Source organism: Desulfovibrio diazotrophicus, assembly GCF_902498985.2.
GTDB lineage: Bacteria > Desulfobacterota > Desulfovibrionia > Desulfovibrionales > Desulfovibrionaceae > Desulfovibrio > Desulfovibrio legallii.
Map to the genome: position 1 here is coordinate 536,171 of NZ_OX346397.1, position 26,417 is coordinate 562,587.

General features: G+C 62.9%; 25 protein-coding genes. 18 read left to right on the forward strand and 7 right to left on the reverse strand.

Annotation, left to right across the window (positions count from 1 at the left end; translation table 11 throughout):
* Positions 1–51 precede the first annotated feature (51 nt).
* The 6 genes from J7I12_RS02275 to J7I12_RS02300 form a co-directional block, all read right to left on the reverse strand.
* Positions 52–579, reverse strand: a complete 528-nt coding sequence (locus tag J7I12_RS02275) for an FmdE family protein (protein WP_208360666.1) — start codon at positions 577–579, stop codon at positions 52–54.
* Between the two features lie 191 nt (positions 580–770).
* Positions 771–2,012, reverse strand: coding sequence for a tRNA lysidine(34) synthetase TilS (gene tilS, locus J7I12_RS02280; protein ID WP_208360664.1), 1,242 nt, complete (start codon positions 2,010–2,012; stop codon positions 771–773).
* 149 nt (positions 2,013–2,161) lie between these two features.
* The gene (locus J7I12_RS02285) at positions 2,162–2,497 is read right to left on the reverse strand and encodes a hypothetical protein (protein WP_208360662.1); all 336 of its coding nucleotides are present in this window, start codon (positions 2,495–2,497) and stop codon (positions 2,162–2,164) included.
* Positions 2,497–3,789 (reverse strand): glutamyl-tRNA reductase, encoded by a 1,293-nt coding sequence (gene hemA / locus J7I12_RS02290; protein WP_130957964.1) that lies wholly within the window; start codon positions 3,787–3,789, stop codon positions 2,497–2,499. The genes J7I12_RS02285 and hemA overlap by 1 nt, the downstream gene beginning before the upstream one ends.
* A 13-nt stretch (positions 3,790–3,802) precedes the next feature.
* Complete coding sequence (ccsA, locus tag J7I12_RS02295; RefSeq protein WP_118228805.1) at positions 3,803–4,630, reverse strand: cytochrome c biogenesis protein CcsA; 828 nt, start codon at positions 4,628–4,630, stop codon at positions 3,803–3,805.
* Positions 4,617–5,303: a precorrin-2 dehydrogenase/sirohydrochlorin ferrochelatase family protein gene (locus J7I12_RS02300; protein WP_118228806.1), complete on the reverse strand. Its 687-nt coding sequence runs from the start codon at positions 5,301–5,303 to the stop codon at positions 4,617–4,619. Before J7I12_RS02300 ends, ccsA begins: the two co-directional genes overlap by 14 nt.
* A 314-nt stretch (positions 5,304–5,617) precedes the next feature.
* Here J7I12_RS02300 and flgB point away from each other — a divergent pair, with 314 nt between their 5' ends.
* The 13 genes from flgB (at position 5,618) to J7I12_RS02365 (ending at position 21,350) form a co-directional block, all read left to right on the forward strand.
* Entirely contained in the window at positions 5,618–6,031 is a 414-nt protein-coding gene (gene flgB, locus J7I12_RS02305; protein ID WP_118228807.1) for a flagellar basal body rod protein FlgB, read from the forward strand.
* Positions 6,032–6,055: 24 nt separating this feature from the next.
* Complete coding sequence (gene flgC, locus J7I12_RS02310) at positions 6,056–6,493, forward strand: flagellar basal body rod protein FlgC (RefSeq protein ID WP_118228808.1); 438 nt, start codon at positions 6,056–6,058, stop codon at positions 6,491–6,493.
* 35 nt (positions 6,494–6,528) lie between these two features.
* On the forward strand, positions 6,529–6,975 hold the full coding sequence (gene fliE, locus J7I12_RS02315) for a flagellar hook-basal body complex protein FliE (protein ID WP_118228809.1): 447 nt from the start codon (positions 6,529–6,531) through the stop codon (positions 6,973–6,975).
* A 285-nt stretch (positions 6,976–7,260) separates the two neighbouring features.
* Complete coding sequence (gene fliF / locus J7I12_RS02320) at positions 7,261–8,898, forward strand: flagellar basal-body MS-ring/collar protein FliF (RefSeq protein ID WP_118228810.1); 1,638 nt, start codon at positions 7,261–7,263, stop codon at positions 8,896–8,898.
* Positions 8,885–9,097 (forward strand): flagellar M-ring protein FliF, encoded by a 213-nt coding sequence (locus tag J7I12_RS02325; RefSeq protein WP_236031341.1) that lies wholly within the window; start codon positions 8,885–8,887, stop codon positions 9,095–9,097. Before fliF ends, J7I12_RS02325 begins: the two co-directional genes overlap by 14 nt.
* A gap of 43 nt (positions 9,098–9,140) precedes the next feature.
* Positions 9,141–10,136: a flagellar motor switch protein FliG gene (fliG, locus tag J7I12_RS02330; RefSeq protein WP_118228811.1), complete on the forward strand. Its 996-nt coding sequence runs from the start codon at positions 9,141–9,143 to the stop codon at positions 10,134–10,136.
* A gap of 34 nt (positions 10,137–10,170) precedes the next feature.
* On the forward strand, positions 10,171–11,859 hold the full coding sequence (locus J7I12_RS02335) for a FliH/SctL family protein (RefSeq protein WP_208360659.1): 1,689 nt from the start codon (positions 10,171–10,173) through the stop codon (positions 11,857–11,859).
* 9 nt (positions 11,860–11,868) lie between these two features.
* Positions 11,869–13,335 (forward strand): FliI/YscN family ATPase, encoded by a 1,467-nt coding sequence (locus J7I12_RS02340; RefSeq protein ID WP_130957963.1) that lies wholly within the window; start codon positions 11,869–11,871, stop codon positions 13,333–13,335.
* A gap of 390 nt (positions 13,336–13,725) precedes the next feature.
* The gene (locus tag J7I12_RS02345) at positions 13,726–16,362 is read left to right on the forward strand and encodes a PEP/pyruvate-binding domain-containing protein (RefSeq protein WP_118228814.1); all 2,637 of its coding nucleotides are present in this window, start codon (positions 13,726–13,728) and stop codon (positions 16,360–16,362) included.
* Positions 16,362–18,089 carry a sensor histidine kinase gene (locus tag J7I12_RS02350; protein WP_118228815.1) on the forward strand — a complete coding sequence of 576 codons (1,728 nt, stop codon included), beginning with the start codon at positions 16,362–16,364 and terminating at the stop codon, positions 18,087–18,089. Before J7I12_RS02345 ends, J7I12_RS02350 begins: the two co-directional genes overlap by 1 nt.
* A 67-nt stretch (positions 18,090–18,156) precedes the next feature.
* On the forward strand, positions 18,157–18,540 hold the full coding sequence (locus J7I12_RS02355) for a response regulator (protein ID WP_118228816.1): 384 nt from the start codon (positions 18,157–18,159) through the stop codon (positions 18,538–18,540).
* Positions 18,540–21,092, forward strand: coding sequence for a PEP/pyruvate-binding domain-containing protein (locus J7I12_RS02360; protein ID WP_118228817.1), 2,553 nt, complete (start codon positions 18,540–18,542; stop codon positions 21,090–21,092). The genes J7I12_RS02355 and J7I12_RS02360 overlap by 1 nt, the downstream gene beginning before the upstream one ends.
* A gap of 48 nt (positions 21,093–21,140) precedes the next feature.
* Positions 21,141–21,350 (forward strand): tautomerase family protein, encoded by a 210-nt coding sequence (locus tag J7I12_RS02365; RefSeq protein ID WP_118228818.1) that lies wholly within the window; start codon positions 21,141–21,143, stop codon positions 21,348–21,350.
* A gap of 19 nt (positions 21,351–21,369) precedes the next feature.
* On the opposite strand, the gene J7I12_RS02370 is transcribed toward J7I12_RS02365, so the two are convergent.
* On the reverse strand, positions 21,370–22,548 hold the full coding sequence (locus tag J7I12_RS02370; protein ID WP_118228819.1) for a hypothetical protein: 1,179 nt from the start codon (positions 22,546–22,548) through the stop codon (positions 21,370–21,372).
* Between J7I12_RS02370 and J7I12_RS02375 the strand changes: the two genes are divergently transcribed.
* The 5 genes from J7I12_RS02375 to J7I12_RS02395 all read left to right on the forward strand — a co-directional run bounded on the left by J7I12_RS02375 (position 22,547) and on the right by J7I12_RS02395 (position 26,355).
* Positions 22,547–22,783, forward strand: coding sequence for a hypothetical protein (locus J7I12_RS02375; protein ID WP_208360657.1), 237 nt, complete (start codon positions 22,547–22,549; stop codon positions 22,781–22,783). The genes J7I12_RS02370 and J7I12_RS02375 overlap by 2 nt on opposite strands.
* 95 nt (positions 22,784–22,878) lie before the next feature.
* The gene (locus tag J7I12_RS02380) at positions 22,879–23,523 is read left to right on the forward strand and encodes a FadR/GntR family transcriptional regulator (RefSeq protein WP_118228820.1); all 645 of its coding nucleotides are present in this window, start codon (positions 22,879–22,881) and stop codon (positions 23,521–23,523) included.
* Positions 23,520–23,801, forward strand: a complete 282-nt coding sequence (locus tag J7I12_RS02385; RefSeq protein ID WP_208360655.1) for an apoptosis regulator Bcl-2 — start codon at positions 23,520–23,522, stop codon at positions 23,799–23,801. The genes J7I12_RS02380 and J7I12_RS02385 overlap by 4 nt, the downstream gene beginning before the upstream one ends.
* Entirely contained in the window at positions 23,794–25,197 is a 1,404-nt protein-coding gene (locus J7I12_RS02390) for a hypothetical protein (RefSeq protein ID WP_208360653.1), read from the forward strand. Before J7I12_RS02385 ends, J7I12_RS02390 begins: the two co-directional genes overlap by 8 nt.
* Positions 25,198–25,206: 9 nt before the next feature.
* Positions 25,207–26,355, forward strand: a complete 1,149-nt coding sequence (locus J7I12_RS02395; RefSeq protein ID WP_118228823.1) for an MBL fold metallo-hydrolase — start codon at positions 25,207–25,209, stop codon at positions 26,353–26,355.
* The last annotated feature ends 62 nt before the right edge of the window (positions 26,356–26,417 follow it).

Here is a 26,417-nt window from a genome sequence, read left to right on the forward strand (position 1 = left end):
TAGCCAAACCCCGGCGGCGCGGCATGTGTGGTAGGGTTTTTGCTTTTGCCGCTACCAGCGGCGGGCGTAGGTCTGCTGGCAGTCCAGGCAGACTTTTTTGCCGTTTTCCAGTCGGATGGCGTGCTCGGCCGCGCCTTCGCCACAGATCTCGCAGACCACGGTGGGGAACAGCCGGGGCGGTTCCGGCACGGCATAGGCGGGTACGGAGAGGCTGAACAACGCTTCCAGCGGCAGGGTCAGCAGGGCTTGCTGCCATTGTTCCCGGTTCTGGTCCGGGTCTTTCTGCTTTTGCAGACAGAGGCGCAGGGCAGTGCCGCTGTTGCGGTCAAAAAAAGCGTAGGCGTGTTTGGCCACGGGGCGCAGGATCAGGTTGCCTTTGCCTGCGGAGCAGCCCAGCAGGCACTGTATGGCGTCTACGCCGCAGGCGTCGTTTTCCGTCACGCAGACCAGTGTGCCGTAAGGCGCTTTGCCCAGAACAGGCTCTTGCAGTACAGCTTCCACGGCGCGCAGGCCAATGACCAGACCGGGGCAAAGGTGCCCGTGAAAGGCCACGGCTTTCTCCAACAGGGTGTTGTCCATGCGTCTTCCTTTGGGTGTTCGCCGGGCCGCACGTCCAGAAGGGGCTGCGGCATAGCCGATGAACTTGGTATTATTTTTTTTAAAAACGTAGCACACCGTGGCAATTCTGGCAAGCCTGCAGTCGCCCGGCAGGGACACTGCGGGACAAAATTGCGCGTATGGCGGGTAAGTTGGCCTTGTGCGGCCAGGGTTCAGCGTTGGCGCGGTTTTTCGGGGGGCGGCGGGGCGCAAAAGCGCACGCCGCCCTTGACTATGCGGGCGCTGACGCCGCCGGGCAGCTGGAAGAGGCTCTGCCCTCGGCCCTGGATCAGGGCCGCATCCAGGGCCAGCAGGGTACGGGCTCTGGCCTGTCCGTCGGTTTGCGCAGCTGTTCGGGGGTGGGGTGGCGTGGAGGCGAAGGTTTGGCCCATAGTGGGCAGCGCGTCGCTGTGCAGATGGGCAGGGGCGGAGCCGTCGGCTTTCGCGTCGTCAGTCAGGCCGGCAAGCGCTCCAGCCGCCCTGCCGTCCGGCGTGGCGTCCGGCGCAGCGTCTGCGCTTCCGCACAGGCGGCGTACGGCCCGCAGATACAGGCGCAGGCGCGCCGCTGGGTGCAGCGGCTGCAGCAAAGCCGGGGGCAGGTATACCTGGCGGCCCGCCGCAGCGCTGCTTTCCTGCCAGGGGCAGTTGGCCAGGGCCGCGTCCGTCTGCTGCCGCCAGTAGTCGGCGTCCTGCTGCGCCAGTTGCCAGAGGCTGCCCAGGCTGCGGTCCAGGGAAGGGTTTTCCGCCCGCAGCAGGGGCAAAACCGTATGCCGCAGGCGGTTGCGGAGGAAGCGCGTGTCGTGGTTGCTGGCGTCCTCGCGCCAGGTCAGGCCGCACAGTCGCAAAAGTTGGCGCAGGGCGGCGGGGTCCGTGTGCAGCAGGGGGCGGAGCAGGCGGCGCGCGTCGTCGCGGGCGGGCATGCCGCCCAGGGCGGGCCAGCCCGCACCCCGCAGCAGACGCAGCAGCACGTCTTCGCTCAGATCTCCGGCGTGGTGCCCCAGGGCAATAAAATCCGCCCCGCAGGCCTGCCGTTCTTCTTCCAGCAGGGCATAGCGCAGACGGCGGGCCGCGTCTTCCAGTCCGCGTCCTTCCCGTGCGGCCAGCCCACGCACGTCCGCCTGCCGGATGCGGCAAGGCAGGCCCAGACTGTGGGCCATATACCGGGCCTGGGCGGCGTCGGCTTCGGCTTCCGGGCGCAGGCCGTGATCCACGCTCAGGCCGTGCAGACGCAGGTCCAGTCGGGGGGCCAGGGCGTGCAGCACCACGGCCAGGGCCGTGGAATCCGCCCCGCCGGAAAGGCCCAGTACCAGAGAAACCCCGCGCGGCAAGGCCAGCGCGCCGCGACAGAAGCGCTCCACCTCAAGGCAGAGGCGGGCGGCGACGGGCGGCAGGGACTGCAGGGTCAGGGGCGTCATGCCATGTTTCCGGTCAGGGGCGAGGACGGCAAGGTTGTGATACTTGGGGCGCCAGACCCGGCTGCGGACGTGAAGGCCGCCTGGGCGGCAGCATTCGCCCTAGGGAGGCGGGCGCGGCAACGTGGTTCGGAAGGGCGCGGGGAGTGCGGTCAGGCATCGCTGACGGCATCATTGAGCAGGCGCTCCAGCCATGCGATCATGTGCTCACGCAGGGCCGGACCGGCATAGTGCACGCAGTCGCAGCGCAGCCGTCCGCGTGCCCGCACCAGCAGTTCCAGGCGCAGGGACGTTTCTTCCAGTTCCAGGCCCATGACGTAGGGGCCGCAGCTTTCCGCGTGTTCCCGCTGCAGGGGGGAGAGCAGGTCGTCGGGCGGGGGCAGCCAGTACAGGCCGTCCATGCCCGCAGCCAGGCCCATCTGCGTAAGCAGGGATTGCAGACGCGCGGTTTCCTTTTCCGTCAGATCGTCCACGGCGTACCAGCGCATCACTGTTCCTCCATGTACTTACAGTCTGTTTTGTCCAGACCGAAGACCCGGCGCGTCAGGCTGATGCGCTGGCCGTTGCCTTCCTGGGCCATGCCCCCGTTTTTGAGAAACATGATGGGGTCGTGGTTCATCTTGCGCACCAGGGAGCCTACCAGGGCCTCCAGAGCCTCGCGGGTTTCCTCATCCACCGGGCCCAGGCGTTTGAGCGTCTTGGCCAGCTCTTCCTGCGCCATGCGTTCGCTGCGTTCGATAAGCGCCACAATGGTGGGCTGCACGTCCAGCGAAGACAGCCAGTGAGAGAAGGCCAGCACTTCCTCATTGACGATTTCCGCCGCTTTGGCGGCCTCGTCTCGGCGGGAGGCCAGGTTTTCTTCAACTACTTCTTTAAGGTCGTCGATATCGTAGAGGTAAACGTTGTCGAGGCCGTTGACGTCCGGGTCGATATCGCGGGGCACGGCAATGTCAATGAAGAACATGGGCCGGTTTTTACGGGCCTTGAGCACGGCGCGGATGTCGCGGGCGCGGATGATGGGCTCCTGCGAACCCGTGGAGGTGATGATGATGTCCACGCTGGTGAGGTGTTCGGCCATGCTGTCAAAGGGTACAGCGCGGCCTTGAAACTGGCGGGCCAGCTCCTGACCGCGAACCAGGGTGCGGTTGGCCACCAGAATTTCGTCAATGCCCGCCTGCAGCAGGTGCATGGCGGCCAGCTCGGCCATTTCGCCCGCGCCCACCAGCAGGGCCTTGTGCCCGTGCATGTCGCCGAAGATGCGTTTGGCAAGCTCCACGGCGGCATAGCTGATGGATACAGCGCTGGAGGCCACGGCCGTTTCGGTGCGCACGCGTTTGGCCACAGAAAAGGCCTTGTGCAGCAGCCGGTTGAGGATGACGCCCGTGGCGTGGCTCTGCACGGCTTTGCGGTAGGCGGTCTTGAGCTGCCCCAGAATCTGCGGCTCGCCCAGCACCATGGAATCAAGGCTGGAAGCCACGGAAAACAAATGCCGCACTGCCTCCAGATTCTTGTGCACATAGACATAGGGGGCCAGCTCTTCCACCCTGGCGCCGCGCGCGCCGGCCCAGCATTCCAGCATCTGGCCGGGCACGTCGCCCGTGCCCGCCGCCAGCAGCTCCACGCGGTTACAGGTGGAGAGTATCACGCTTTCGCTCACCGCGCCCGTACAGGGCAGGGCCCAGTGCTCAGGGTCGCAGCAGTTGACCAGGGCAAAGCGTTCGCGCACGTCAACACCGGCCGTGCGGTGGTTCAGGCCCACAAGAAAGATGTCGCAGTCCATAGCTATAGCCCAGTCAGCGCCGGATAAAGGCGTGGTGCGTTTCCATAAAGGTGTTGACCACCACAATGGAAAAAAGACAGAGGATGAAGATGAACACCGCCAGCTGCGCCGGTTTGCGGCCCCGCCAGCCCTTGGTGATACGGTTGTTGAACAGCACGGACAAAAGCGCCCAGATGACGATGCTGACAACCTCCTTAGGGTCGCCGGTCACCACGCCGCCGAACACGGGCTTGGCCCAGATAAGCCCCGCCACAATGCCCAGCGTGTAGAGTGGAAAGGCCGTGAGCACGGTAAGGGCGTTGATCCTGTCCAGCATGGACAGGGCGGGCATGTCCTGCCAGAAGCCTTTGACCGATTGCTTGCTCTTGATGCGGCCTTCCATAAACAGGAACAGCGCTCCGGCGGCAAAGGCCAGGGCCAGCAGGGCCAGACTCAGAAAGAGCGCGCCGATGTGCAGGGCGTAGAAGGGCGCCTTGAGCGAAGGCGGCACAGGCACTACGGCCCCCAGATAGGGGGCGGACATGGCAAAAAGCATGAGCCCCAGCGGCGCGGCGAAAACCAGGGGAACTTCCTGCTTGAGCTTGCCCCAGGCCGCTATGCCGCAGAGCACCACAAACCAGGCCATGAGCTGCAGATAGGCCCCCAGGCTCAGGCCGCCGGGCAAAGCCCGGTGAAAACCCAGAACCAGCATGCCGGTCTGGCACAGAAAACCGGCCACGGCCAGCCAACAGCCCGTACGCCGCCAGAGGGCGCTGCGCGCCAGCATGCCGGCAATGCCCGCCGTACTGGCCAGGCCATAGAGCAGCAGGGTGACGCCGGTGGAAATTTCAGGGGAGATCATGCAACAACTCCGCTAGATGCGCGTGCAGGGCCGGCGGCAGCGCTTCCTGCAGCCAAAGGCGGCAACGTTCCGTTTCGTTCCGCTCCAGCCACTGCTGCAAAGGGGATTCCGCCAGCTTACGGAATAATAGGGTATTCTGCCCTGTTTCCGCGCCCAGGGCAAGGATCAAAGGTCGCAGCCGCCCCATAAGGACGGCCATGCGCGCGCGCGGGACCAGCCAGGTTTCCAGCTCTCCCCGCCAGCGTCGGGCCAGGGCCGGGCTGGCTCCGCCGGTGGAAAGGGCTACGCCCAGAGGGGGGCGGCGGGCCACGGCGGGTGCCTGAAAGCCGCCTTCCTCCGGCGCGCTGGCACAGTTGCAGAGCACGCCTGCCCGACGGCACCAGGCGGCCACGCGGCGGTTTTCCGCGGTACTATTCGTGGCGGCAAAAACCAGAACGCGGCCCGCCACATCCTTTTCCGTGCAGGCGCGCCGGGCAAAACACACCCGTGCGTCGCGCAGCAGGGGGGCAGCGGCTGCCGCGGGCGGGGCCGTATCCAGCACCAGCACCGAGGCCGGGCCGCAGTCCAGCAGGCCCGCAAGTTTGCGCCTGCCCACCTGCCCCAGGCCCACCACCAGACAATGGCGGCCCTCCAGAGCGAGAAAAACGGGGTAGAGCGGAGCATTGTGCGTCATGGCGACCCTGGGTTGGCAGAAGAGCTGCAGCCGTAAGGGTAGCGCACGAAGCGCCGTTTGCAAAGGGGCGGGCCGTCAGCATCCTGACGGCGACAATCGTTCAGCCCGGATTGGGTTGTAAATTTGTCTATAATATACTGTTATTATATGAAAAAATATTTTAGGCACATCCTTTGCTTACTGGCGGCAAGCGTCTTTGCAGACCCTGCGGGCACAGACAGCCCTGCCGTAGTGTACGCGGGACAGCGCCTGAGGGTTTTGTAAAAAATTCAAGTATAACTTGAAATATGTACCGGGAAGATGCGGGAGGAACCATGAAGACCCTGTTTTCCATGCCCATAAATCTGACGGGCAAGGTCATGGACATGCAGTTGCAGCGGCAGAATATCATTGCCGGCAACATCGCCAACGTGGAAACCCCGCGCTACAGGCCGCGCGAGCTGACTTTTGAAAAAGAGCTGCAGGCGGCTCTGGGCCTGGATGCCGAAGGCAAACTGAGCCTCACCAGCAAGGCCCACATGCCCACGGCCTTTGACCCCAATACCTTTGGACCGGAATGGGACAAAGAGCTCAAGCCCCGCGTCATCCACGGCGAGGACAGGGTCAATATTGATAAAGAAATGGCCCGGCACGCCAAAAACCAGCTGCAATACACGGCGTTGACCCAGATCATGGCCAAGTCTTTTGAAGGGATCAGCTCCGTCATTCAGGACGGCAAGCAGGTGTAACGCCGCGCTTGAGGGAGGTTAGTCATGGATTTTCTTACAGCATTCGACATCAGCGCTTCGGGCCTTGCAGCGGACCGCACGCGCATCAATACCATTTCCATGAACCTGGCCAACGCCAAAACCACCCGCACGCCCCAGGGCGGCCCTTACCGGCGGCGCAGCGTGCTGCAGCAGACCGCGGATGTGGATGATCCCTTTTCCATCCATATGCGTTCGGCTCTGGACCGGGAGGTCAAAGGCGTGCGCGTTATGGCCGTGACCGTAGACAACCGCCCGCTCAAGCGCGTCTACGAACCGGGGCACCCGGATGCCGACGCTCAGGGATATGTGTCCTACCCGGACATCAACGTGGTGGAGGAGATGGCCAACCTCATGACCGCCCAACGCAACTATGAGGCCAACGTCACCACGGCGGAGGCGCTTAAGGGCATGTACGTCAAGGCTCTGGAAATAGGCAAATAACGCGGTATGCCGCCGCGCCGGACGGAGAAAAGCATATGAGCATCCAGACAGTGGGCATGCGGGCGTACAGCGACGCCCTGCGGCATTTCACCCAGGTGCAGAGTTCGTTGCAGCAGGGTGCGCCCGTGAGCAGCGAAACCCTTTTTGCCAAAACTCTGGACCAGAGCCTTTTGCGCGACACCGTGGACAAAGGGGAAAATTTCGGCGCGCAGGCCGACTTCATCGCCTATCCCACCCAAGCCCACACGCCCGCAGCTCCGGCCAACAGCTTTACAGACACGGCCAAACAGTCCCTCAACCGCGTCAATGAGCTGCAGCAGGCCAAAGATCAGGCTATTGTGGACTTTGCCTCGGGCCGCAACCAGAATGTGCACGAGCTTATGATCACCATGCAGAAATCCAGCCTGGCCATGAAGCTCACCACCGCCGTGCGCGGCAAGGTGCTGGAAGCGTACAAAGAACTTTCCAAAATGCAGTTCTGACGCCATCTTTCATGCTTCTTCACACACGGTAAGGCGGCCCCGCCATCCTCCGGTGGGCGTCGCCTTTTTTGCGTGCGGCTGCGAGCTGATCCAGCAGCGAGGCGAGGGCCGCCCTGTCGGGATTTTTCAGAAGGCCTGGCGTGTTGGCGCATAAAGGTTGCTGCGCGTTGCCTTAAAGGTGATCTGCTCTAGGAAATTGCCGTATTTTGGCACAAAGATTGCTTAATAATTGCCGGACACGCCTTGGTGTCGAAAAATTAGCGCACCCCTGCGCAGGAGCGGACCATGCCGGCTTTTCTTACCCAACTCCTGGCCTCCTTCAAAAATTTCTGGACGCGCCTGCAGACATGGCAGCGTTTTGCCCTTTTGGGCGGCATAACGGCCCTCATGGCCGGGGCCCTGGGCCTTTCGGTCTGGCTGAGCCGGCCGGACTACCGCGTGCTCTATTCCAACCTGGGACCCGAAGACGCCGGCGTGGTGCTCAAGGCTCTGCAGGCCGACAAAGTTCCCTATAAAATTGCCGACAAAGGCGGCACCATCATGGTGCCCAAGGAAGCCGTGTACGACCAGCGCATCAAGATCGCCGGCGAAGGCGGCCTGGTGGGGCAAGGCATCGGCTTTGAGATTTTTGACAAGATCAAGGTGGGCCAGACGGACTTTGTGCAGAAGGTCAACTACACCCGCGCCCTGCAAGGGGAGCTGGCCCGCACCATCAGCGAGTTTCCCAGTGTGGAAAGCGCGCGCGTGCACCTGGTCATCCCCCGGCGCAGCCTGTTTGTGGAAGAGCGGCAATCGCCCTCAGCCTCGGTGGTGCTCAAGCTCAAGCGCCCCAGCGCCAAGCCGGACCAGAAGGAAATCAACGCTGTCGTCAACATGATGCTTATGGCCGTGGAAGGGCTGGACAAAGGCCACCTTTCCATTACGGACAACGGCGGCAAGGTGCTCTATCAGCCGGAGGAAGACAGCCTGGCCGGCATGAGCACCACGCAGATGGAATACCGCAACCAGATGCAGCGCAACCTGGAGCGCCGCATTGAAGAAATGCTCCAGCCCATCTTCGGCCCCGGCCGGGTCATCGCCAAGGTTAATGCCGAGCTGGATTTCAGCCAGAAGACCATCCGGCGTGAGCTCTTCGACCCGGAAAAAACCGTGGTGCGCAGCGAGCAGCGCAGTGAGGAATCCCAGCAGGGCCGTGCCAACCTGGAGGCCGGCTCCCCGGACGTGAACTTTCGCGGCGACGGCATCACGGGCTCCGTGTCCGACCAGAACGGCAGCCGTGAAACCCGCACCACCAACTACGAAATAAACAAGGAAGAGCAGCAGATCGTGGCCAATGTGGGCGACGTGCGCCGCCTGACGGTTGCGGTTCTGCTCGATGGGACGTATGAGAAGAGCAACGGCGCCTGGACTTTTGTGCCGCGCAAGCCTGAAGAGGTTGAGCGCGTGCGGCAGCTCGTATCCAACGCCGTGGGGCTGGACACGGGGCGCGGCGACTCCCTGGAGGTAAGTTCCGCTCCCTTTGCGGATTCGGAACCGCCCAAGGATCCCAATTTCGCCGACATGCTGGCCGACTATGCGGAACGTCTGGGCAAGCCCCTGCTTAAGGCGCTGCTGGCCTTCCTTTTCCTCATGCTTATTGTGCGGCCCGTGGTGCTGGCGCTGATCCGGCCCAAGGTGGAGGCCGGCGAAATGGTGGAGGGGCTGGAAGGCCTGCCCGCCGCCGAAGAGCAGCTTGCGCTCTACGAGGCCCTGGAAGAAAAAGCCAAGACCGACGAAGAAGCCCCGCAGGAAGAGGACGACGACGAGCTTATTTACAAAGATATTGAAGCCCTCAAGGCGCACATCTTCACCCTTTCCGACAACCATATGGAGCAGGTGGTGACCTTGGTGCGCGGCTGGATGAAAAACGATGCAGCAGCCTAAACAGCAAAAAACGGCGCGTCTGCCCGCCGCTAGCAGCGGCGCGGCCCCCTCGCTCACGCAGTTGCGGGCGCTGCGCCTGGCGCAGAAAGAGAGCAACCAGCGTATTGAGGAACTGAAAATGCGGCTTTTTCGCATTACAGAGCAGCATATGGACCAGGCCGTACGTTTGGTGCGGCGCTGGATGACGGACAAGGAATGAGCGTCCGGGGCCTTTGGCGTGCCCCCGGTGAAGGAGTTGGGACATGGAGTTGACCGGCAAACAGCGCATTGCTGTGCTCTTGCTCGCCATGGGCGACAAGTTTACGGCCGACGTGTTCAAGCGCATGGACCGGCAAGAGATTGCCGAAATCTCCAAGGCCATTGTAGAGCTGGAGCCCGTGCCGCGCGAAACCGTTGAGGAAGTGCTGCGCGAGTTTCACGAATCCCTGGTAGAGGGCGTGGACATGATCGCCGGCGGTTCCGACACCCTCAAGCGCCTGCTGGTCAAGAACGTGGACCCCGAAACCACCAAGTATATTCTGGATTCCCTCAATCTGGACACGGGCCCGGCTCCTTTCCGCGAGCTGGAGCAGGTCAGCCCCCGGTTGCTGGCGCAGATCCTGCGCAACGAACACCCCCAGACCCTGGCCCTCATCCTTGGGCACCTCAACCCCGACCAGGCCGCCAATTTGTTGACAAACCTGCCTGCGGGCGTGCGGGCCGAAGTGCTTATGCGTCTGGCCCGGCTGGAGGCCGTGCCTGAGGATATGCTTATGGAAGTGGACAGGGTGCTCACCAGCCAGCTCATCGCCATGGGCGGCAAGGAAGGCAAAAAGGTGGGCGGCGTGCAGTCCGTGGCAGAAATCCTCAACGCTGTGGACCGTGCCACCGAAGAGGAAGTGCTTTCGGAAATTGAAGAAGACTCCGCCCAGATGGCTGAAGACATCCGCAACCTCATGTTTGTCTTTGAGGACTGCAAGAATATTGACGACCGCGGCATGCGCGAACTGCTCAAGGAAGTGCCCAACGAACAGCTGACCCTGGCCCTGCGCGGCGCCAGCGACGAACTGAAGGAAAAGTTCTTCAAAAACATGTCGGAGCGTGCCGGCAACATGATCCGCGAAGAGCTGGAATTTATGGGCCCCACCAAACTTTCGGACGTAGAGGGCGCACAGCAGGATATCGTCAAGATCGTGCGCCGCCTGGAAGGAGAAAACAAACTTGTCGTCAGCCGCGGTGCGGGCGACGTCTTTGTGTAGCCCCACCGCTCACTTCTAACCTGGATACGTCGTCATGGCCGCGGACCAACTGCGCAAAAAATGGGGCACTGTCTTCATGGGCGAGAGGGAAGCCTCCGAGGCCCAGCTCGATGCCCTGCAAGAACCGGCCCTGCGCCAGCGCCGCCGGCAGCAGCAGGAGGAAGACTACCTGGCGCGGGTGCGCGCCAGAGCCGAGGAGCGCGCGCGGGAAATTCTGGGGGCCGCCTATGCCGAGCGTCAGAAGGTGCTGGACGAGGCCCGCGACGAAGCCGTGGCCGCCGCCAAGGCGCTGACCCATGAGGCGACAGAGCTGCGGGACCAGGCCCGTGCGGCCCAGGAAGCGGCGCGGCAGGAACGCGAATCGGCCGTACAGCTGCGGGAAGAAGCGGCCCGCCTGCGCGAGGCCGCCCATGACGAGGGCTTTCAGGCCGGTATGGACGCCGCCGGAGCAGAACTGACCGCCTTTCGGCAGGAGCTGGGCCAGAGCCTCGCCACGCTGCTGCGCCGTCTGGAAAAGCGTCAGGACGCCCTCTGCGCCTCCTGGCGCGAAGATCTGACGGCTCTGACCCTGGCCGCCGTGGAGGCGGGCACGGGCTGGCTGCTGCACAGCGAGCATGAGGCCGTTCTGCGCCGTTTGGTGCTGGAGGCCGTCAACCTGCTGGAAGATCGCACCAGCATCAGCGTGCGCGTGCACCCTGATGACGAGGCCTCTGTGGGCGGATTGTTTCAGGCCGCGCGGGAGCGTGCGCCCGAACTGCGTCAGTGGGTGGTCACGGGCGACCCGAACCTGGAACCCGGCGATCTGGTGGCGGAAAGCGGCAGCGGCAGCGTGGATTGTCGCCGGGCCTATTTCAGCGATATGGTGGCGGGCGTGCTGACCCACCTGACCCTGCCCCAGCGCCCCGAAGAAGCTGCGGAAGCCGCCGCCCTGGGTGACCTTGTGGCTCAGGAGGCGGCGCGTCTGGCCGCGCCGGAAGCTGTGCCGGACGCCCCTGCGGGAGCAGAATCCCCTGCTGCAGCAACCCTACACGCGGTGGCGCCGGAGGCCGCGCCTGCAGCTCCGGAAGGACCTGCCAGCGAACTTTCCGCCCCCGACGCGCCTTTGTCGCAACCTGCGGCCCCGACGGCTTCTTTGGAACAGGGTATTCCCCCTGTCGCGCCGGGACCGACTTCTCAGACCGCTGCGCCCCCGGCAGACAGCTCTTTGTCCGCGCCTGCCGCATCCGGCACTATGCCTGCAGAACTCCCCGCCACGGACCCCTCCGCGCCGGCCCCTCACACGGCGACTGTGGCGGCATCCGCCGTGCCTTCTGAGTCCCCTTCCGTTGCCGCAGCAGCAGAATCCCAAAGTGTGCCGCCTCTGGACGAACCTCTGGCGCCAGAAACGGTTGGCGCTGCGCCGTCGGCCCCTGCTGCCGCGCCCTCTGTGGACGGTGCCGGCGCTGCTGTTTCCGCCGGAGCGGACGCCGCTGCGCCGTCGGCCCCGGCGGAAACCGTCACGCCTTCCGGTCTGGCCGCGTCGTCCGGTTCAGGTGTGTTGCCTTCCGCCGCAGCAGCGCCGCAGCAATCGGGACCGTCCTCAGCGCATCCGGCCGCAGCGGTTGCGGCCGAACCCAGCCTCGCCGAACTGGAAGAAGAACTTTTTCCGCTGGAAGAAGACGATGCGGCCCGCAACGTGCTCACTCAGGGCGGCTTTCTGCCCGGTGCGGACCATGAACGCTGAGGGGGCGGCATGAAGCTGGACCCGCAAGCCTGCGCCAAACTGCTGCGCGCCGGCGACCCCGTGCGCCTTTACGGCAAGGTCAACAAGGTGGTGGGCCTGGTGGCCGAGGGCAGCGGCTTGCGCGCCCCCTTGGGCGCGGTCTGCCACATGTTGCCTGACGACGGGGAAGAAAGCGGCATTGCGGCCGAGGTGGTGGGCTTTCGCGACGGCAATCTGCTATTCATGCCCTATGGGGACATGCGCGGTATCCGCCCCGGCAGCCGCATCCGCAACACCAGCCTTCCTCCGGTCTTTCCCGTAGGGCCGGATTTGCTGGGCCGGGCTTTTGACGCCTTTGGCACGCCCCTGGACGCCGGGCCGCCCGTAAGCGCGGAAATATACACCTCGCCCCTGCCCGTGGGGGAGGCCGCGCGGGCCGATTTCTCCCGCCAGATGGAAGAACAGCGGCCGTTTGCGCCCACATGGGCGGCGGAGGCCCGCCAAAACTGGCAGCCGGAGCTGGCCCCCATCTATACCGACCCGCCGAGCCCCCTGCAGCGCCCCCGCATCACGGACATTCTGGACGTGGGCGTACGTTCGGTGAACAGCCTGCTCACCTTGGGCAAGGGCCAGCGCGTGGGCATCATGGCCGGGTCCGGCGTGGGCAAATCCACCCTCATGGGCATGATGGCCCGTTACACCCGCGCGGACGTTAACGTCATTGCCCTTATCGGCGAACGCGGCCGCGAAGTGGTGGAGTTTATGGAGCGCGACCTGGGCCCCGCGGGCATGGCCCGGTCCGTGCTGGTCATCGCCACCTCCGACCAGTCTCCTCTGGTGCGCATGCGCGCGGCCTATGCGGCCACCGCCGTGGCGGAATACTTTCGCGACAAGGGCATGGACGTGCTCCTGATGATGGATTCCGTCACCCGCTTCGCCATGGCCGCCCGCGAAGTGGGACTGGCCGTGGGCGAACCCCCCACCACCAAAGGCTACACCCCCTCGGTTTTCGCCCAGCTGCCCAAGCTGCTGGAGCGGGCCGGGCGTTCGGCTTCGGGCACCATTACCGGCATCTATACCGTGCTGGTGGACGGCGACGACTTTACCGAACCCATTGCCGACGCCGTGCGTTCCATCCTGGACGGCCATATTGTGCTCACCCGCGACCTGGCCGACCAGGGGCACTTTCCCGCCATCGACGTGCTGCGCTCCATCAGCCGTCTGCGTTCGGACATTTGTCAGCGGCAGGATGTGCAGGCGGGCCGTGTGGTTACCCGCCATATGAGCACCTTCCGCCGGGTGGAGGATATGGTCAATATCGGCGCTTACGCCAAGGGCTCCAACCCGGAAATCGATGCCGCCATAGTCAAGATGCCCGCCATCAACGCCTTTCTTCAGCAAGACGTGGGCGACCCTCAGAATCTGGAACAGAGCATGGCCCTGCTGCGCGCTCTGGCCGATATGCCTGCCTCCCCTGTGCCTGTTGCGGAGGCGTAAGCGCAACAGGGCTGTCCGGTGCAGCGCCGGAGTGGGGTTTACTGAACATAGTAAATAATTTTTATAAATTAACTGAATTTTATGTACAGATAATATATAGTAAACTATATAATTAAAGAATTTTGTTACAGCCATCGGTTTGCTGTTGCAGCCTGATCCAAAGAATAAAAGTTTCAGGGGAGGAGGCGCGGCAGCCCCTTTTTCAAACGGGTTCTTCCCCGCAAAGCGTCGCGGCTCTGCACGGCCCCAAGGGGCTGCGACGAAAAAACTTGCGCTTTTCGGCACATGCGCTTGAAGGCCGTGGCGGCCTGTGCTAGCGTCAAAGACGTACCCGGCCCGGCACGCCGTGTCCGGGACCAATTCGGGCACATCTGCGCCAGGGGAGCCGCCATGTCCCTCAGCCGTTTGCTGGGCTTTTTTCTGCCTTCCGCCAAACGCCAGGAGCGGTCCGAAGTCCGTTCGCCCGACGAGGCCGAGCGGCTTTTTGCCTTGCGACACCATTCCTTCAAACTTTTCCTTACGGCCTGGAATACCTTTCAGGAAACAATGGCCGATGTGGAATATACCCTTTGTTGCGACCATCCTTTTGGCCTCTACCGGGTGCGCGCCCTGTGCACCAAGGTGGCCACCCAGGTCTTTCAGTGCATCCAGCAGCTGGAGCGGCTGGACCCAGGCCCCTGCGCCGCGCTGTATGAGCGCTTTGACCAGTTGCAGAAGCTGGTGGCCTGTGAGGTCTACGAGCCGGAATCCTGTTTGCTGGGGCCCTTGACCCTGCCCCTGGGCCAGGGGCAGGGGGCGTTGCACGAGGCCCAGGTGGATCCGGCCACACTGCGGCTGGAGGCCTTGCGCGGGCGCTTTCCTGAGGCTGTGCCGCAGGGCTTTGTCCTCACCGGCGCAGGCTGTCGGCATTTTTTCCAGCACGGCGACCTGCAGAGCGAAATCAACCGGCGCATCCAGGCTGCCGGGGGGCTTGCCCCCATGCATCTGGCCAAACTTTCCCGCCAGCTGGGCCAGTTGGTGGAGGCCACCCCCTTGCCGGAGGAACTGAGCGACGCGATTCTGACGGAAGTGGCGCGGCTGCGCCAGGGCTGCGATCCCGCGTCCATGCGGCTGTTGCTGCGTGGCCGGGTCTGGCCGCCCGAAGCCCCCACGGAAGAAGGCTGCGGCATGGTGCTCTGGGGACCGCCCGTGCCCCTGGACGCGCCGGACGCGGCCATTCTGGAGGCTGTGCACAAAACTCTGGCCGGCAAACAGCGCGCTCAGGCCCTGGTCTACCGTCGGGCGCGCGGGCTTACGGAGGGCGGGGCAGGGCTGTGCGTCACCTGCCTGGCGGTGGAGGCAGGCTGCTGGGGGGGGCTGGTGCAGTCCGCCGCGCCTTTGCGCCCGGAGAGCCCTTACGTCCACGTCTACGCCTGTGAGGGCCTGCCACAGGATCTGGAATATTCTGCCTTGCCCGTGGATACGGCGCAGGTAACCCGTGCCGCGCCGCAGCGCGTGGTGGAGCGTCATCCGCACCGGGTGTTGCGCCCTGTGCTGGACGAGGCCACGGCGCTGCAGGCGGCCCGTCTGGCCCTGGAGGTGGAAGAAGCCGAGGGCGCGCCCCAGGCCGTCACCTGGGTGCGCACGCCGGCGGGGCAGGCGCGGCTGCTCATGACCCGTCCCATGGTCCGCCCTCCGGCCGCGCTGCCGGAGGAAGCCGCGCCCCCGCCGGAGCTGGACGACGCCATATTGCTGGAAGGGGGCTTTACGGTCAATCCAGGCAGAACCTGGGGCCCGGCCTGGGTGGCGCGTCGCTGGGACGACGCCCGGCGTTTCCCCACGGGCGGCATCCTGGTGCTGCCGGACGACAACTACATGTGGGGCGCGCTTATTGACCGTGTGGCCGGGCTGGTGGTGGAGCGCGGTTTTCAGGGGTCGCGCCTGGCCTCGCTGGCGCGGGAGTTTGGCAAGCCCGCCGTGTTTGGCATGGCCTGGGCCACGGAAGTGGTGGAGAACGGCCAGCCCGTGACCCTTTGCGCGGACCTGCGCACGGTCTACATGGACCGCCGCGAAGCCGTGCTGCCCAACACCCCGGCGGGGAAGGACTATATGCCCGGCAGCCCTGTGTACCGCATTCTGCAGAACGCCTCGCGCCATATTCTGCCCCTGACTCTGGAGGTGGACAGTGTGGACTTCAAAGCCGCCAACTGCGCCACCTACCACGATATCGGGCGTTATTGCCATGAGCGGGCCGTGAGCGCCATGTTCAGCCTGGGCGCGGCCAAGGCCTACGCGCCGCAGCGGGTCAAGCAGCTTCGGGACAAGGTGCCCAAACAGTTCTGGGTGGTAAACCTGAGCGACGGCTTTCGCGTGACGCCGCCGGGGCCGGTCATCGACGTGGAGGACATCGCCTCGCGCCCCATGCTGGCCCTGTGGCGCGGCATGAACGCCTGGCCCTGGCAGGGGCCACCGCCCGTGGATGGCAAAGGCTTTTTGTCCGTACTGTTTGAGGCCACGGCCAATCCGCATCTGGACCCGGCCTCGCAAACGGCGTATTTCACTGAAAAGAACTATTTTTTGGTTTCGCGCGATTATTGCAGCCTGCACTCGCGCTTTGGCTTTCATTTTGTTTCGGTAGAGGCGCGGCTTTCCGAGCGCGTTTCCGAAAACTATCTGAATTTTCAGTTGCGCGGCGGCGCTGCGGATATTGAGCGTCGTATGCTGCGAGTGCGTTTTGTGGCCGATATCCTTTGGGAATTCGGCCTGGCTCCGGCCCTGCATAACGACGCCGTGAGCGCCACCCTCAAGGGCTTTGAACCGGAGGAAGGCGCGCGTCTGCTGGCCGTGGCCGGCTATATGACCATCCACACCCGCCAGCTGGACATGATCATGCAGGACGCGGCCCAGGTGGCTGTCCGGCGGGAAGAAATGCTGCAGCACTGCCGGGCCTTGTACCGGGGCGAACCGCTTAGCGGATCACCGGCCAGGGACGCAGCGCAAAAGGCCGCGTCCGTGACCGCCGCGCCCGACGGCGGGGAGGGAAACTGATGTCTGTGGTGGCCGCCGCGCCCCTGCGCGGGTACAAAGTCATCTATCGCCGCCTGTTGGCGACCCTGCTGCTCATGGCCCTCACGCCTCTGGTGGCGCTGGGGCTGTTTTGCCTGGACCGCCTGGGGGCTATTTATGATGAAAAGATCAGCGCGGGCATTGAGGCTGTCATCAGCAGCAAGCACCGCGCCCTGGACACCTTCATGGTGGAGCGTGTGGCCCAGATCAAAACGCTGGCCTTCACCCACAGCTATGAAGAACTGAGCGACCCCGCGCGCCTGAGCGCCATTTTCAGCGTCATGCAGTCCAACAGCCGCTCCTTTGTGGATGTGGGCATCATCGGCATGGACGGCAGACATGTGGCCTATGTGGGGCCCTTTGACCTGCGCGCAGCCAATTATATGGAAGCCGACTGGTTTGGGGAGGTGCTGCGCAAGGGCGTGTATGTGAGCGACGTGTTTCTGGGCTACCGCCATGTGCCGCACTTTATTGTGGCCGTACTGCGCCATGTGGGCGGGCGGAGCTTCATTCTGCGGGCCACCATCGACATGGACGCCATCGACGCCCTGCTGCGCCGCGTCTACTCCGGCCCGCACAGTGACGCTTTCATTGTCAATTCCAAGGGCGTACTGCAGACCGCCTCCCGCTACCACGGCGGCATCATGAGCCGCTTTGACCAGCCCCTGCCGCCGACGGGCCGGGCTGGCGTGGTCACCAGCCGCATCACCACGCCGGACGGACAGGAAATGCTCAGCGCCATGATGCCCCTGGAATCCATGCCCTGGGTGCTGGTGGTGCTGGACGACGTGCGTGAAAGCCTGCGCCCCTTGCGGCAGCTGCGGGCTCTCATCACCTTCTTTATGCTTTTGGGCGGGGCGCTGGTCTGCGTGGGGGCGGAGCTCTGCACCAGGCGGATGGTGGCCTCGCTGGAGGCCGCAGACCACCGCCAGGCCCACATAGACGCGCGCATGCTCCAGTCCAGCAAGATGGCGGCCCTGGGCAAGATGGCCGCCGGCGTGGCCCACGAGGTCAACAATCCCCTTATGCTTATTCAGGAAAACGCCGGTTGGATCCGCGACCTGCTGGAGGACGAAGACCCGGCAAAAATGAAAAATTACAAAGAAATTTCAGAGAGTACGGAAAAGATTGAGCAACATGTCAAGCGGGCCAAGGGTATTACCCAACGCATGCTCGGTTTCGGCCGCCGCATGAACCCAGGTCGGACGGAAATCCTTATTAACTCCTTGCTGGACCAGGCCGTGGACATGCTCAAAACCGAGGCCACGGGCCGCAATATCGCCATTGTCAAAGAATACGACAGTCAGACGCCGGTCATTCTTTCCGATCCGGCCCAGCTGGAGCAGGTCTGCATCAATATCATCGACAACGCCATTGACGCTATGGGCAAGGACGGCAGCCTGACCATCCACACCCGGCCCCATAAGGACGGGGTACAGGTGCTCTTTACAGATACCGGCCCCGGCATGGATCAGACTACCATGAAACAGATTTTTGACCCCTTCTTTACGACCAAAAAGGTGGGGGAGGGCACGGGCCTGGGCCTGGCCATCTGCTTTACCATTCTGGAAAAACTGGGCGGGCGCATTGAGGTGCGCAGCACCCCCGGCGAGGGCAGCACTTTTATCGTCACCCTGCCGGCGGAACCGCCCCAGGCCGCGGTGGAAGCTCCCGTCCAGGACGAAAACGAAGACGCGGGTACGCTGTAAGCGGGGGGTCGCCCCAAACGGCGGACGACAAAAACGGCAACAGCGGCAAACGTGGCAAGGAGGCCCCATGCGCGCACTGTTTGTGGACGACGAAGTGGAATTTCTGGATCTCATGCACAAACGCCTGACCCGGCGCGGCATGGAGGTAGTCACCGCCCCGGACGGCAAAACGGCCCTGGACCTTTTGGAGGCCTCTCTTCAGCCGGGGGGCGCCGCCTTTCAGGTGGTGGTCATGGACGTGCGCATGCCCGGCATGGACGGGCTGGAAACTCTGCGCCATGTGAAGGAAAAAGCCCCCGGGCTGCCCGTCATCCTGCTGACGGGGCACGCTTGCATGGGCGTGGCCGTACAGGGGCTGGATCTGGGCGCGTATGATTATATGCTCAAGCCCGTGGCCATCAGTGAGCTGATCATCAAGATGGAAGAAGCGGTCCGCTCCGCTGCAAGCTGATGGCTGTCCTCAATGCTCTGCGCCGTTGGCTGGGCCGCGGTTCTGCCGAGCCGGATCCGGAGGCCCAGGCCCGGGAGGAGGCGCTCAAAGCCCGCCTCAGAGAGCGCTGCGCGCGCTTCCGGCGGCTGCTTGCGTCCAACAAGAGCGCCCTTGAGGCCATGAGCGAAGTGGAGGAGCGGTTGGCTAGTCCGCGCCCCTTTGGCATGGACTCGGTGCAGGCCGTCTGTACCCGCGCCGTCACGGCGGTGTTCCAGATGGTGCGTGAGCTCAACGCTCTTTCCGACAATGCCTACCTGCCTCTGCAGGAAGCCTTTGAGCGCATCCGCGCCCAGATGGAGGCCCTGCTGGAGGAGCCGCCGCACCCAGAGGGGCCGCTGGTGTTGCCCCTGCCGTTGGTCCGGCTGGAAGATATGCCGCAGGTGGGCGGCAAAATGGCCAATCTGGGCGAAGTGGCGGCCCATGCGGGCCTGCCGGCGCCCGACGGCTTTGCCGTTACCGTAGCGGCGTATTACCGCTTTATGGAATACAGCGGCCTGCGCGAGGAGCTCAGCCGCCGCATCCAGGCTACAGATATGCAAAGTCTGGACGCGGTGTTCAGCCTCTCCGCCGCGCTGCAACAAGCCGTGCTGGCCGCGCCCCTGCCTCCGGAACTGGAAAAAGCCATGACAGAACAGGTGGCGGTCATACAGGCGCGGACAGAAGGGGAGCTGCTTCTGGCCCTGCGCAGCAGCGCCGTGGGCGAAGACGCCCTGGGCGTGACCTTTGCCGGACAGTACCGTTCAGAACTGAACGTGCCGCCCGAAGAAGTCTGTGAGGTCTGGAAGGAGATTGTGGCCAGCAAGTACGCCGTCACGGCCATGAGCTACCGTTTTCAGCACGGCATTCCGGACGACGCCGCGCCCATGAGTGTGGGGGTGCTGGCCATGGTGCCTTCGGCCGCGGGCGGCGTAGTCTACAGCCGCGACCCTGTGGCCGCCGCCAGAGGGGAGGAGCGCGTGGTGATCAACGCCGTGCCGGGCCTGGCCAAGGCCGTGGTGGACGGGGCCGTGACGCCGGACGTCTTCGCTTTTAGTCATGAGCACCCGCCGCGTCTGCTGCGCAAAGATCTGGCGGGCCGGAAGTCCAGCCTTACGGATGCCCAGGCCGCAGAGCTGGCCCAAATGGCCCTGGCGCTGGAAGAGTATTATGCCGAACCCCAGGACGTGGAGTGGGCCCTTGATGCCCGAACGGGCCGCTTGACGGTTCTGCAGAGCCGCCCCCTGCACGGGCTGGAAGCCGTGGCCGCGGCGGACGCCGCTCAGGAGGCGCTGCCCGAAGGGCTTGTGGTCCTGGCGCGGGGCGGCGTGGGCGTGAGCCCCGGCGTGGCCTTGGGCCAGGCCGTGGTTGCGCGTAAAGAGGCGGACATGCTCTCCTTTCCCAAGGGCGGCATCTTGGTGGTGGAACGCGCCCTGCCGCGCTGGGCGCCCCTGCTTTCGCGCGCGGCCGGGCTTGTCAGTGAAACCGGCGGTATGGCCGGGCATCTGGCTTCGGTGGCGCGGGAATATGGCGTGCCCGCTCTGTGCGGCCTTGCCGGGGCCTGCAGCCTGCTGGAAAAGGCCGGAGAAGTGACCCTGGACGCCGGACGCAACGCGGTTTTCGCCGGGCTGCAGTCACAGCTGGTGCCCGCCCTGGCGTCCAAACCCAACCTTATGGCGGGCAGCCCCGTGTACCAGCGCCTGGCGGCTTTGGCCAGGCTGATGGTGCCGCTGCGGCTGCTGGACCCGGAAGCGCCGGAATTCGCGCCGGAGTATTGCCGAAGTCTGCACGATATCACGCGCTTCTGCCACGAAAAATCTGTGGAGCTCATGTTTAGCGACAATGCCGGTCTGCCCGGCCAGATGGGTAAGCAACTGCGGGTGGGGGTCAAGCTGCAGTACTGGCTGGTAGACATGGGCGGCGGCTTTACGGAGCCGGTCACCGGGCCGGTAGTGGAGCTTGAACAGATCGCCAGCCTGCCCATGCTGGCCCTCTGGGACGGCATGGTCGCCGTGCCCTGGGCCGGGCCGCCGGCCGCCAGCGCTTCGGGATTCATGAGCGTCATGATGGAAAGCGTCATGAATCCCGACCTGGAAAGCACGGCCCCCAACGCCATGTCGCAGCGCAACTTTTTTATTATTGGCAGCGGCTATATGCTGTTGCAGGCCCGGTACGGCTACCATTTCTGCACAGTGGAAAGTCAGGCCGGACCGGATGGGTATGAGAATTTTGTCAGCTTCCAGTTCAAGGGCGGGGCGGCGGACAGCCAGCGGCGGCGGCTGCGCGCGGCCATGCTGGCGGATTTGCTGGAGGGGCGCGGCTTTCGTGCGGACGTGAAGGACGATTCGCTTTTTGCCGTGGCCGAGGGCGAAGCGGCAGAAGCGGTGCTGCGCAAGACGCGCCTTCTGGGCTATCTGCTTATCCACACCCGGCAGGTAGACATGATCATGCTGGACGCGGGCCGGGCCGCGGCCCTCAGGGAAAAGCTGTCTGCGGACATGGACGGCCTGGCCGACCGACCGCTGCCCTGTCGCTGACCTCACACCCAACAGCCCGGATGAAAAACTGTCCTTTGGAGACGCCTTATGCCCTATGTCAACATCAAGGTCACGGGCGGCGCGGAAGCGCCCACCACGGAACAGAAAGCGGAACTCATTCAGGGCGTGACCGATCTGCTGGTCCGCGTGCTGGGCAAAAACCCCGCCACCACTGTGGTGGTCATTGACGAGGTGCCCATGGAAAACTGGGGCATCGGCGGCGCTGCCGTTGCCTGCCGGCGGCAGCAGCGCTGCTGATGCGCGGGCGGCGGCTGGTTCAGGGCTTTTCCCGCCAGCGCCGGGCAAGCGCGCCGAACGCCCTGACCACATCCGCATAGGCCGTTTCCGCACTGGCGTCAAAGGCGTTTGCTTTTCGGCTGGTCAGGATCAGCACGGCGCGCAGACCGTGTTCCGAATAGAACGGTTTTGCGAAATAGGAACGGACGCCTTGCGGCGCGAACAAGGCCCAGTCAATGGATTTAACGCTGTCCAGCGTGTCTTCCACCATGAGCGAATGTAGGCCGAAGCGTTCCACATCCTGCGCAATGGTGCCTTCATAGGCGTGCTGCATGCCCCATTCCAGGCTTTCAAAGACCTTTCCCACCCCATAGACGGCCACCCGTCCGCTGTTCATCTGGATATGTGAGAGCATAAGGCCGTCCACTTCCGGGCCGCAGGTGGCGTACAGGTCCTCCAGGGCCGGGCGCAATTCGCCCGGTTGGAGGGCCGCCAGGCCGTCGTCCGCCACGGGCTGCAGCCTGGGGTCCACGCTGATCAGCGCGGCCCGTACCACCTGCAGGTCCTGGCCGCCCCATAAGGTCAGTCGCGCATGGGCGGAAAACAGCCCTCGCTCCCCATTGCCCAGCAGCAGCTTACCGGCCCATGCGTCGTGCTCCACCGCTTTGCCCGCCGCACGGAAGAACTGCGCGCGCTGTTCTTCCGGCACCACATCCTCCAGGGTCAGTTGTCGCCCGGTCTGGTCTTCGCCGATAAACAGCGCCCGCGCCGCGTCATTGGCGTCGGCAAGCCGGCGGCTTTTACTGTCGACCGTGAAAACAGGGTAATCCGCATCGCCCACCCGCATGCGCAGTTGGGCCTTGTAGCACTCCGATTCGTAGCCGCCGGGCAAAAAGGCTTCTTTTAAAAAGCCACTGTAAATATCCTGCTCTGGTTCGGGCCAGCCTTGCAGCATCAGGGGTCTGCGCCCCTCATCGGTCTTAAGACGGAAAATGGCTGCCGCCGGTCGCGCCGCATGGATCATATCCCAAAATTCCATAAGCAGGGGATAGTCCTGCTCCATAACAATCTGTTTGCGGTAGGCGGCGTTTTTGAGCAGTTGCGGCGCGTCAAAACCGGCGTCGTTCCATTGTGTAAAAAGTTTCAGGCGCGACTCGCGCCGGCAGATGCTCCACATCAGGCCGGGAAAGCCTTTGCGCCATTGGTGAAAACGCGGCATGACTGCTTCCTTGTTTGCCGGGGCTGCGGCGAAAGCCGCTGACCAGCCAGTAAAATGGATTCCTTGTTCGGCGCAAGCCTTTTTTTTCATTATTGGTCATACCAATTTTTTTTACGGAGATAATCAGGGCAAAACAGCGGGCATTCTGCAGCATACAGCAGGACAATATGCTAAAAATAAAGTTTTGGTCATACCAAGAATATATTTTTTCTTAATTAAATTATCATGGTTATAGAATGCTAATAATAAATTAAGGAATTGTTGCCAATTTTTTCACGTGGAGCAATATGGAGGCAGACAGCGTCACGGACGTTTTGCCTGGAGGCCGCCATGCACACGCCGGCAACAGCGGAAAGTATTCTGGAACAGGCCCTGCTGCAGGGCCGCTGGACGTTGTTTGAGCGCCTGCCCGCCGAACGGCGTCTGGCCGAGGAACTGGGCATCAGCAGGGCTACATTGCGTACGGCCCTGCGTACTCTGGTAGGCCGGGGCATTCTGGAAACCCGGCGCAACAGCGGCACCTTTGTGCGGACCTTGCCCTGTGCCCCGCAGACCTCCGGCCCGGACGACAGCCTGCAGGCCATGAGCGTTGTCATGCCCCCTTTGTTGTCGGCTGTGGCCGGCTCGTTTGCGCCATCGGTCATGCTGACCCTTGAGCGTCTGCTGCCTTCGGTGGGCATGGCGCTGCACAGTGGGGACATGCGGCTTCTGGCCCGGCACCATCTGCATTTTTTTTCCACCTTGCTGCAGGCCGTACCCAATGCCCGCCTGGCTCAGGCCGGAGCGTGCACCCTGCCCGACGAACGCACCCTGACCCGCCTGCTGGAAGGTTGCAGCCAGGCCCGGCTGGAGGAGCTTTTCAAGCATCTGGCCCGCACACTGCATGGTTTGCGTCACGCCGACCCTCAGGCCAGTGTGGCCGCCGTAACGGCATACGTTTCCTGTCTTTTGCAATATCGGGAGGAGAGCCGATGAACCGGCGCGCTTTTTTACGAGGGGACTGGCGGCCGCCTTGCCCCGGCAGTGCCGACGATGCCGCTGCGGCATGGGCTGTGGGCGACGAGGGGACGCCGCAGTTGCCCCCGGACTTTACGCCGGCGCTGTTGCGCCTGGAAGGGCTGCGTCTGGGGCTGCCCGTGGACCGTATGAGCAAAGAGGCATTGGTTTACGCCGTTGCGCGAGCCTTGCGCGCCGGAACGCGCGCGCCCGCGGCAACGGAAACCCCGCAAGCCCAAGGAGGCTGCAATGGCTGATCTTAACATCCCTTATCTTGAAGAGCGTAAACTTGTTAAGCGGTGGCAGGGGCCTTGGCCGGTACTGGCCAACATGGTGGTGACACTTTCCATTTTTGCCGTTACCTGGTGGATTTTTCAGGACCCGCGCGGCATCATGCGTTTTTACACGCCCTATGTGGGGTACAACTATTGCCGTTGGTGGCTGATCATCCTGATCTGGATGGCCTACATCTTTGATTTCTGGCCGTTCAAACGGGCATGGGTCCGTAATGCGCATCCCTTACAGAAAGGGCTGGTGCTTTCGCTGGTTTCCGTCGGCATCATGATTATGATGATCCACGGCTTTTTTGAAGGTATTCTGGGCAATTTTGCCTTTGCGTACTTTAATCCGCACCAGTTACAGAAGCTGCCGGGCCTGACTGAATTTTACTCCACGGAGTACGCGGCCCAGGCCTGCATGATGTTCGCGGTCATTGCCTCGTGGATCAGCCCGGCCTGGATCGTGGCGCTGGAAGGCCACCCGTGGCAGAACGAACGCCAACCGGTCAAAGGCTTCAGCATTTGGCTCGGCACCTTTTGCCTCAGCCTGATCATCTATTTTATGACCATGCACAACCACATGGGCATTCTGTATTACCCCTGGCAGTATTTCACAGCCATCACTCCGCCGTACTGGGAAAATTTCGCGCATACGGTTTCGGCCAACTTCCATGTGGCCTGGATCATGTGCTGCACGGTAGTGGTCTGGTTTATGGAAGGCATTTGGGAGCGTTACCCTTTCTGCCTCATCAAAACGCCGTGGCTGCGGCGTTGCGCGCTCTTTTTCGGCATTATCGCCATCTCTGTGGCCCTGTGCTTCTTCTTCTGGTATATGCAGGAGCTGGTGTGGGGCGACGCCATCCGCGGGCACCGGCGCGACGCCGCTCCGGACTGGCGCTGGCTGCATGTGGGCGAAACGGCCATTTTCTTTCTGGTGCCGGCTTTGTTTGTGCAGTTTTATTGCGGCAACTGGCCCCATAAGTTCAGCACACCCGTCAATATGCTTGTCCGCACGGTTCTGGTGGCCCTGGGCGGCATTGCCCTCTACTGCCTGTACTACAAGTATGCCCACTTTGTGCTCGGCACCCAGAAGGGCTTCTCCCACCCGCAGCAATTTCCCATGATCCCCACAATCTGGCTGATAGACATCTGGTTGATCAACTGGTGGTTCATGGACGGCTGGCCGGGCTGGAAGCGTGAAATCCGCAGCACTGATGAAGTCCACGCCGAAGAGCAGGCCTTTATTGCCAGAAATGCCTGGAGCCCGGCAATGGCGCCCGGCTTGCTGGTGGGCATTGTTGTCGGCGTTCTGGTCTATTTTGCCATTGTGGCTGTGTTGCCCTGGTGCAGCGCTCACTTTACCCTGGTGCAATAGGGGGATTCCATGAACAGACGTGAATTCATCAAAGGCGCGGCATTGGGTGTGGGCGTAGGCGCCATAGGCGCTATGGGCGTATATTCCTATTCGCCCATGCGCCGGGCCTTTCTCAAGGACGTCAAGCGCGGCCAGACCGAAATCGGCCTGTGCAAATCCGTGAAAGTAACCAATATTTCGGAAACAAGCTGGTTCGACAACGGCATCTTTATGCAGGACGTCACAGGGGCTGGCGGCCTGCTGGTGGACCAGTACACTTTCAACTGGGCCCCCTTTGGCAACGGCAAGGGCATAGGCAAGGGTAGTTATGAGGAAGGCATGAAAAAGATCAGACACCTCTTGCCCCACAAACTTGACGAAGCCTGGGACATTGCCAAGGAAAACAGCGTGCACGCCGACAATGCCGGCGGGTTTTCCTGCCTGGTGGAAATTGAAGACATGGAGGGCAAGGTAACAAAATACCTGTTTGATACGGGCTGGAATTATCAGTGGATGGATACCTGCTACAAGCGGGAAGGTATCGACACCATGCTGGCCAATAACGAAATTGCGGCCATGATCCAGACCCATGAACACATGGACCACTATTTTGGCCTGCCCGCCGTTACCAAATACAATCCAAATATCCATATTTATACGCCCAACACCTTTTACCCCAACGGCAAGCAGTATCTCAAAGATTGCGGGCACCGGGGCAAGTGGACCGAAGTGCCCAAGGGTCTGTTCAAACTTCAGGAAGGCGTAGCTCTGTACGATTTTGACTGCCCCATCATCTTTAAGGTGTTTGGGGAAATGTCCATGTACTGCAATGTGAAGGATGTGGGTCTGGTCAGCATTACAGGCTGCTGCCATCAGGGCATCATCCTGTTTGCCGACACGGCCTACAAGACCATAGCCTATGAGAAGGATCAGTTCTACGGGCTTTATGGCGGCCTGCATATATCGCCCTTTGATGACTGGGATCCCAAGTACGACGATCTGGTCATCGGCCTCAAAAAGTGGGAACTGCAAAAGGTGGGCTGCAACCACTGCACGGGCCTCATCACGGCGCAGAAATTCGTGGATGCGGGCTATCCCGTGGTCAAGGGCACGGCCCGATTCCGTTCCAAGACCACCAACTATCTCGGCAACGGCGACGTGATCAAGTTCCCTACCTAAACAGACAGCAAGTCCGGGGCGCGGGGATATCCGCTGCGCCCCGGACTTGCCTGTATGCCGCA

What these genes read in the sequence shown, in the direction of transcription:
- fliE (WP_118228809.1), top strand. Translation starts at nt 6,529, where the DNA reads ATGAGCATCCAGACAGTGGGCATGCGGGCGTACAGCGACGCCCTGCGG.
- fliG (WP_118228811.1), top strand. Translation starts at nt 9,141, where the DNA reads ATGGAGTTGACCGGCAAACAGCGCATTGCTGTGCTCTTGCTCGCCATG.
- J7I12_RS02335 (WP_208360659.1), top strand. Translation starts at nt 10,171, where the DNA reads ATGGCCGCGGACCAACTGCGCAAAAAATGGGGCACTGTCTTCATGGGC.
- J7I12_RS02385 (WP_208360655.1), top strand. Translation starts at nt 23,520, where the DNA reads ATGAACCGGCGCGCTTTTTTACGAGGGGACTGGCGGCCGCCTTGCCCC.
- fliF (WP_118228810.1), top strand. Translation starts at nt 7,261, where the DNA reads ATGCCGGCTTTTCTTACCCAACTCCTGGCCTCCTTCAAAAATTTCTGG.
- J7I12_RS02275 (WP_208360666.1), bottom strand. Translation starts at nt 579, where the DNA reads ATGGACAACACCCTGTTGGAGAAAGCCGTGGCCTTTCACGGGCACCTT.
- J7I12_RS02300 (WP_118228806.1), bottom strand. Translation starts at nt 5,303, where the DNA reads ATGACGCACAATGCTCCGCTCTACCCCGTTTTTCTCGCTCTGGAGGGC.
- tilS (WP_208360664.1), bottom strand. Translation starts at nt 2,012, where the DNA reads ATGACGCCCCTGACCCTGCAGTCCCTGCCGCCCGTCGCCGCCCGCCTC.
- flgB (WP_118228807.1), top strand. Translation starts at nt 5,618, where the DNA reads ATGAAGACCCTGTTTTCCATGCCCATAAATCTGACGGGCAAGGTCATG.
- J7I12_RS02365 (WP_118228818.1), top strand. Translation starts at nt 21,141, where the DNA reads ATGCCCTATGTCAACATCAAGGTCACGGGCGGCGCGGAAGCGCCCACC.
- J7I12_RS02355 (WP_118228816.1), top strand. Translation starts at nt 18,157, where the DNA reads ATGCGCGCACTGTTTGTGGACGACGAAGTGGAATTTCTGGATCTCATG.
- J7I12_RS02325 (WP_236031341.1), top strand. Translation starts at nt 8,885, where the DNA reads ATGCAGCAGCCTAAACAGCAAAAAACGGCGCGTCTGCCCGCCGCTAGC.
- ccsA (WP_118228805.1), bottom strand. Translation starts at nt 4,630, where the DNA reads ATGATCTCCCCTGAAATTTCCACCGGCGTCACCCTGCTGCTCTATGGC.
- J7I12_RS02360 (WP_118228817.1), top strand. Translation starts at nt 18,540, where the DNA reads ATGGCTGTCCTCAATGCTCTGCGCCGTTGGCTGGGCCGCGGTTCTGCC.
- flgC (WP_118228808.1), top strand. Translation starts at nt 6,056, where the DNA reads ATGGATTTTCTTACAGCATTCGACATCAGCGCTTCGGGCCTTGCAGCG.
- J7I12_RS02395 (WP_118228823.1), top strand. Translation starts at nt 25,207, where the DNA reads ATGAACAGACGTGAATTCATCAAAGGCGCGGCATTGGGTGTGGGCGTA.
- J7I12_RS02285 (WP_208360662.1), bottom strand. Translation starts at nt 2,497, where the DNA reads ATGCGCTGGTACGCCGTGGACGATCTGACGGAAAAGGAAACCGCGCGT.
- J7I12_RS02370 (WP_118228819.1), bottom strand. Translation starts at nt 22,548, where the DNA reads ATGCCGCGTTTTCACCAATGGCGCAAAGGCTTTCCCGGCCTGATGTGG.
- hemA (WP_130957964.1), bottom strand. Translation starts at nt 3,789, where the DNA reads ATGGACTGCGACATCTTTCTTGTGGGCCTGAACCACCGCACGGCCGGT.
- J7I12_RS02390 (WP_208360653.1), top strand. Translation starts at nt 23,794, where the DNA reads ATGGCTGATCTTAACATCCCTTATCTTGAAGAGCGTAAACTTGTTAAG.
- J7I12_RS02340 (WP_130957963.1), top strand. Translation starts at nt 11,869, where the DNA reads ATGAAGCTGGACCCGCAAGCCTGCGCCAAACTGCTGCGCGCCGGCGAC.
- J7I12_RS02375 (WP_208360657.1), top strand. Translation starts at nt 22,547, where the DNA reads ATGACTGCTTCCTTGTTTGCCGGGGCTGCGGCGAAAGCCGCTGACCAG.
- J7I12_RS02345 (WP_118228814.1), top strand. Translation starts at nt 13,726, where the DNA reads ATGTCCCTCAGCCGTTTGCTGGGCTTTTTTCTGCCTTCCGCCAAACGC.
- J7I12_RS02380 (WP_118228820.1), top strand. Translation starts at nt 22,879, where the DNA reads ATGCACACGCCGGCAACAGCGGAAAGTATTCTGGAACAGGCCCTGCTG.
- J7I12_RS02350 (WP_118228815.1), top strand. Translation starts at nt 16,362, where the DNA reads ATGTCTGTGGTGGCCGCCGCGCCCCTGCGCGGGTACAAAGTCATCTAT.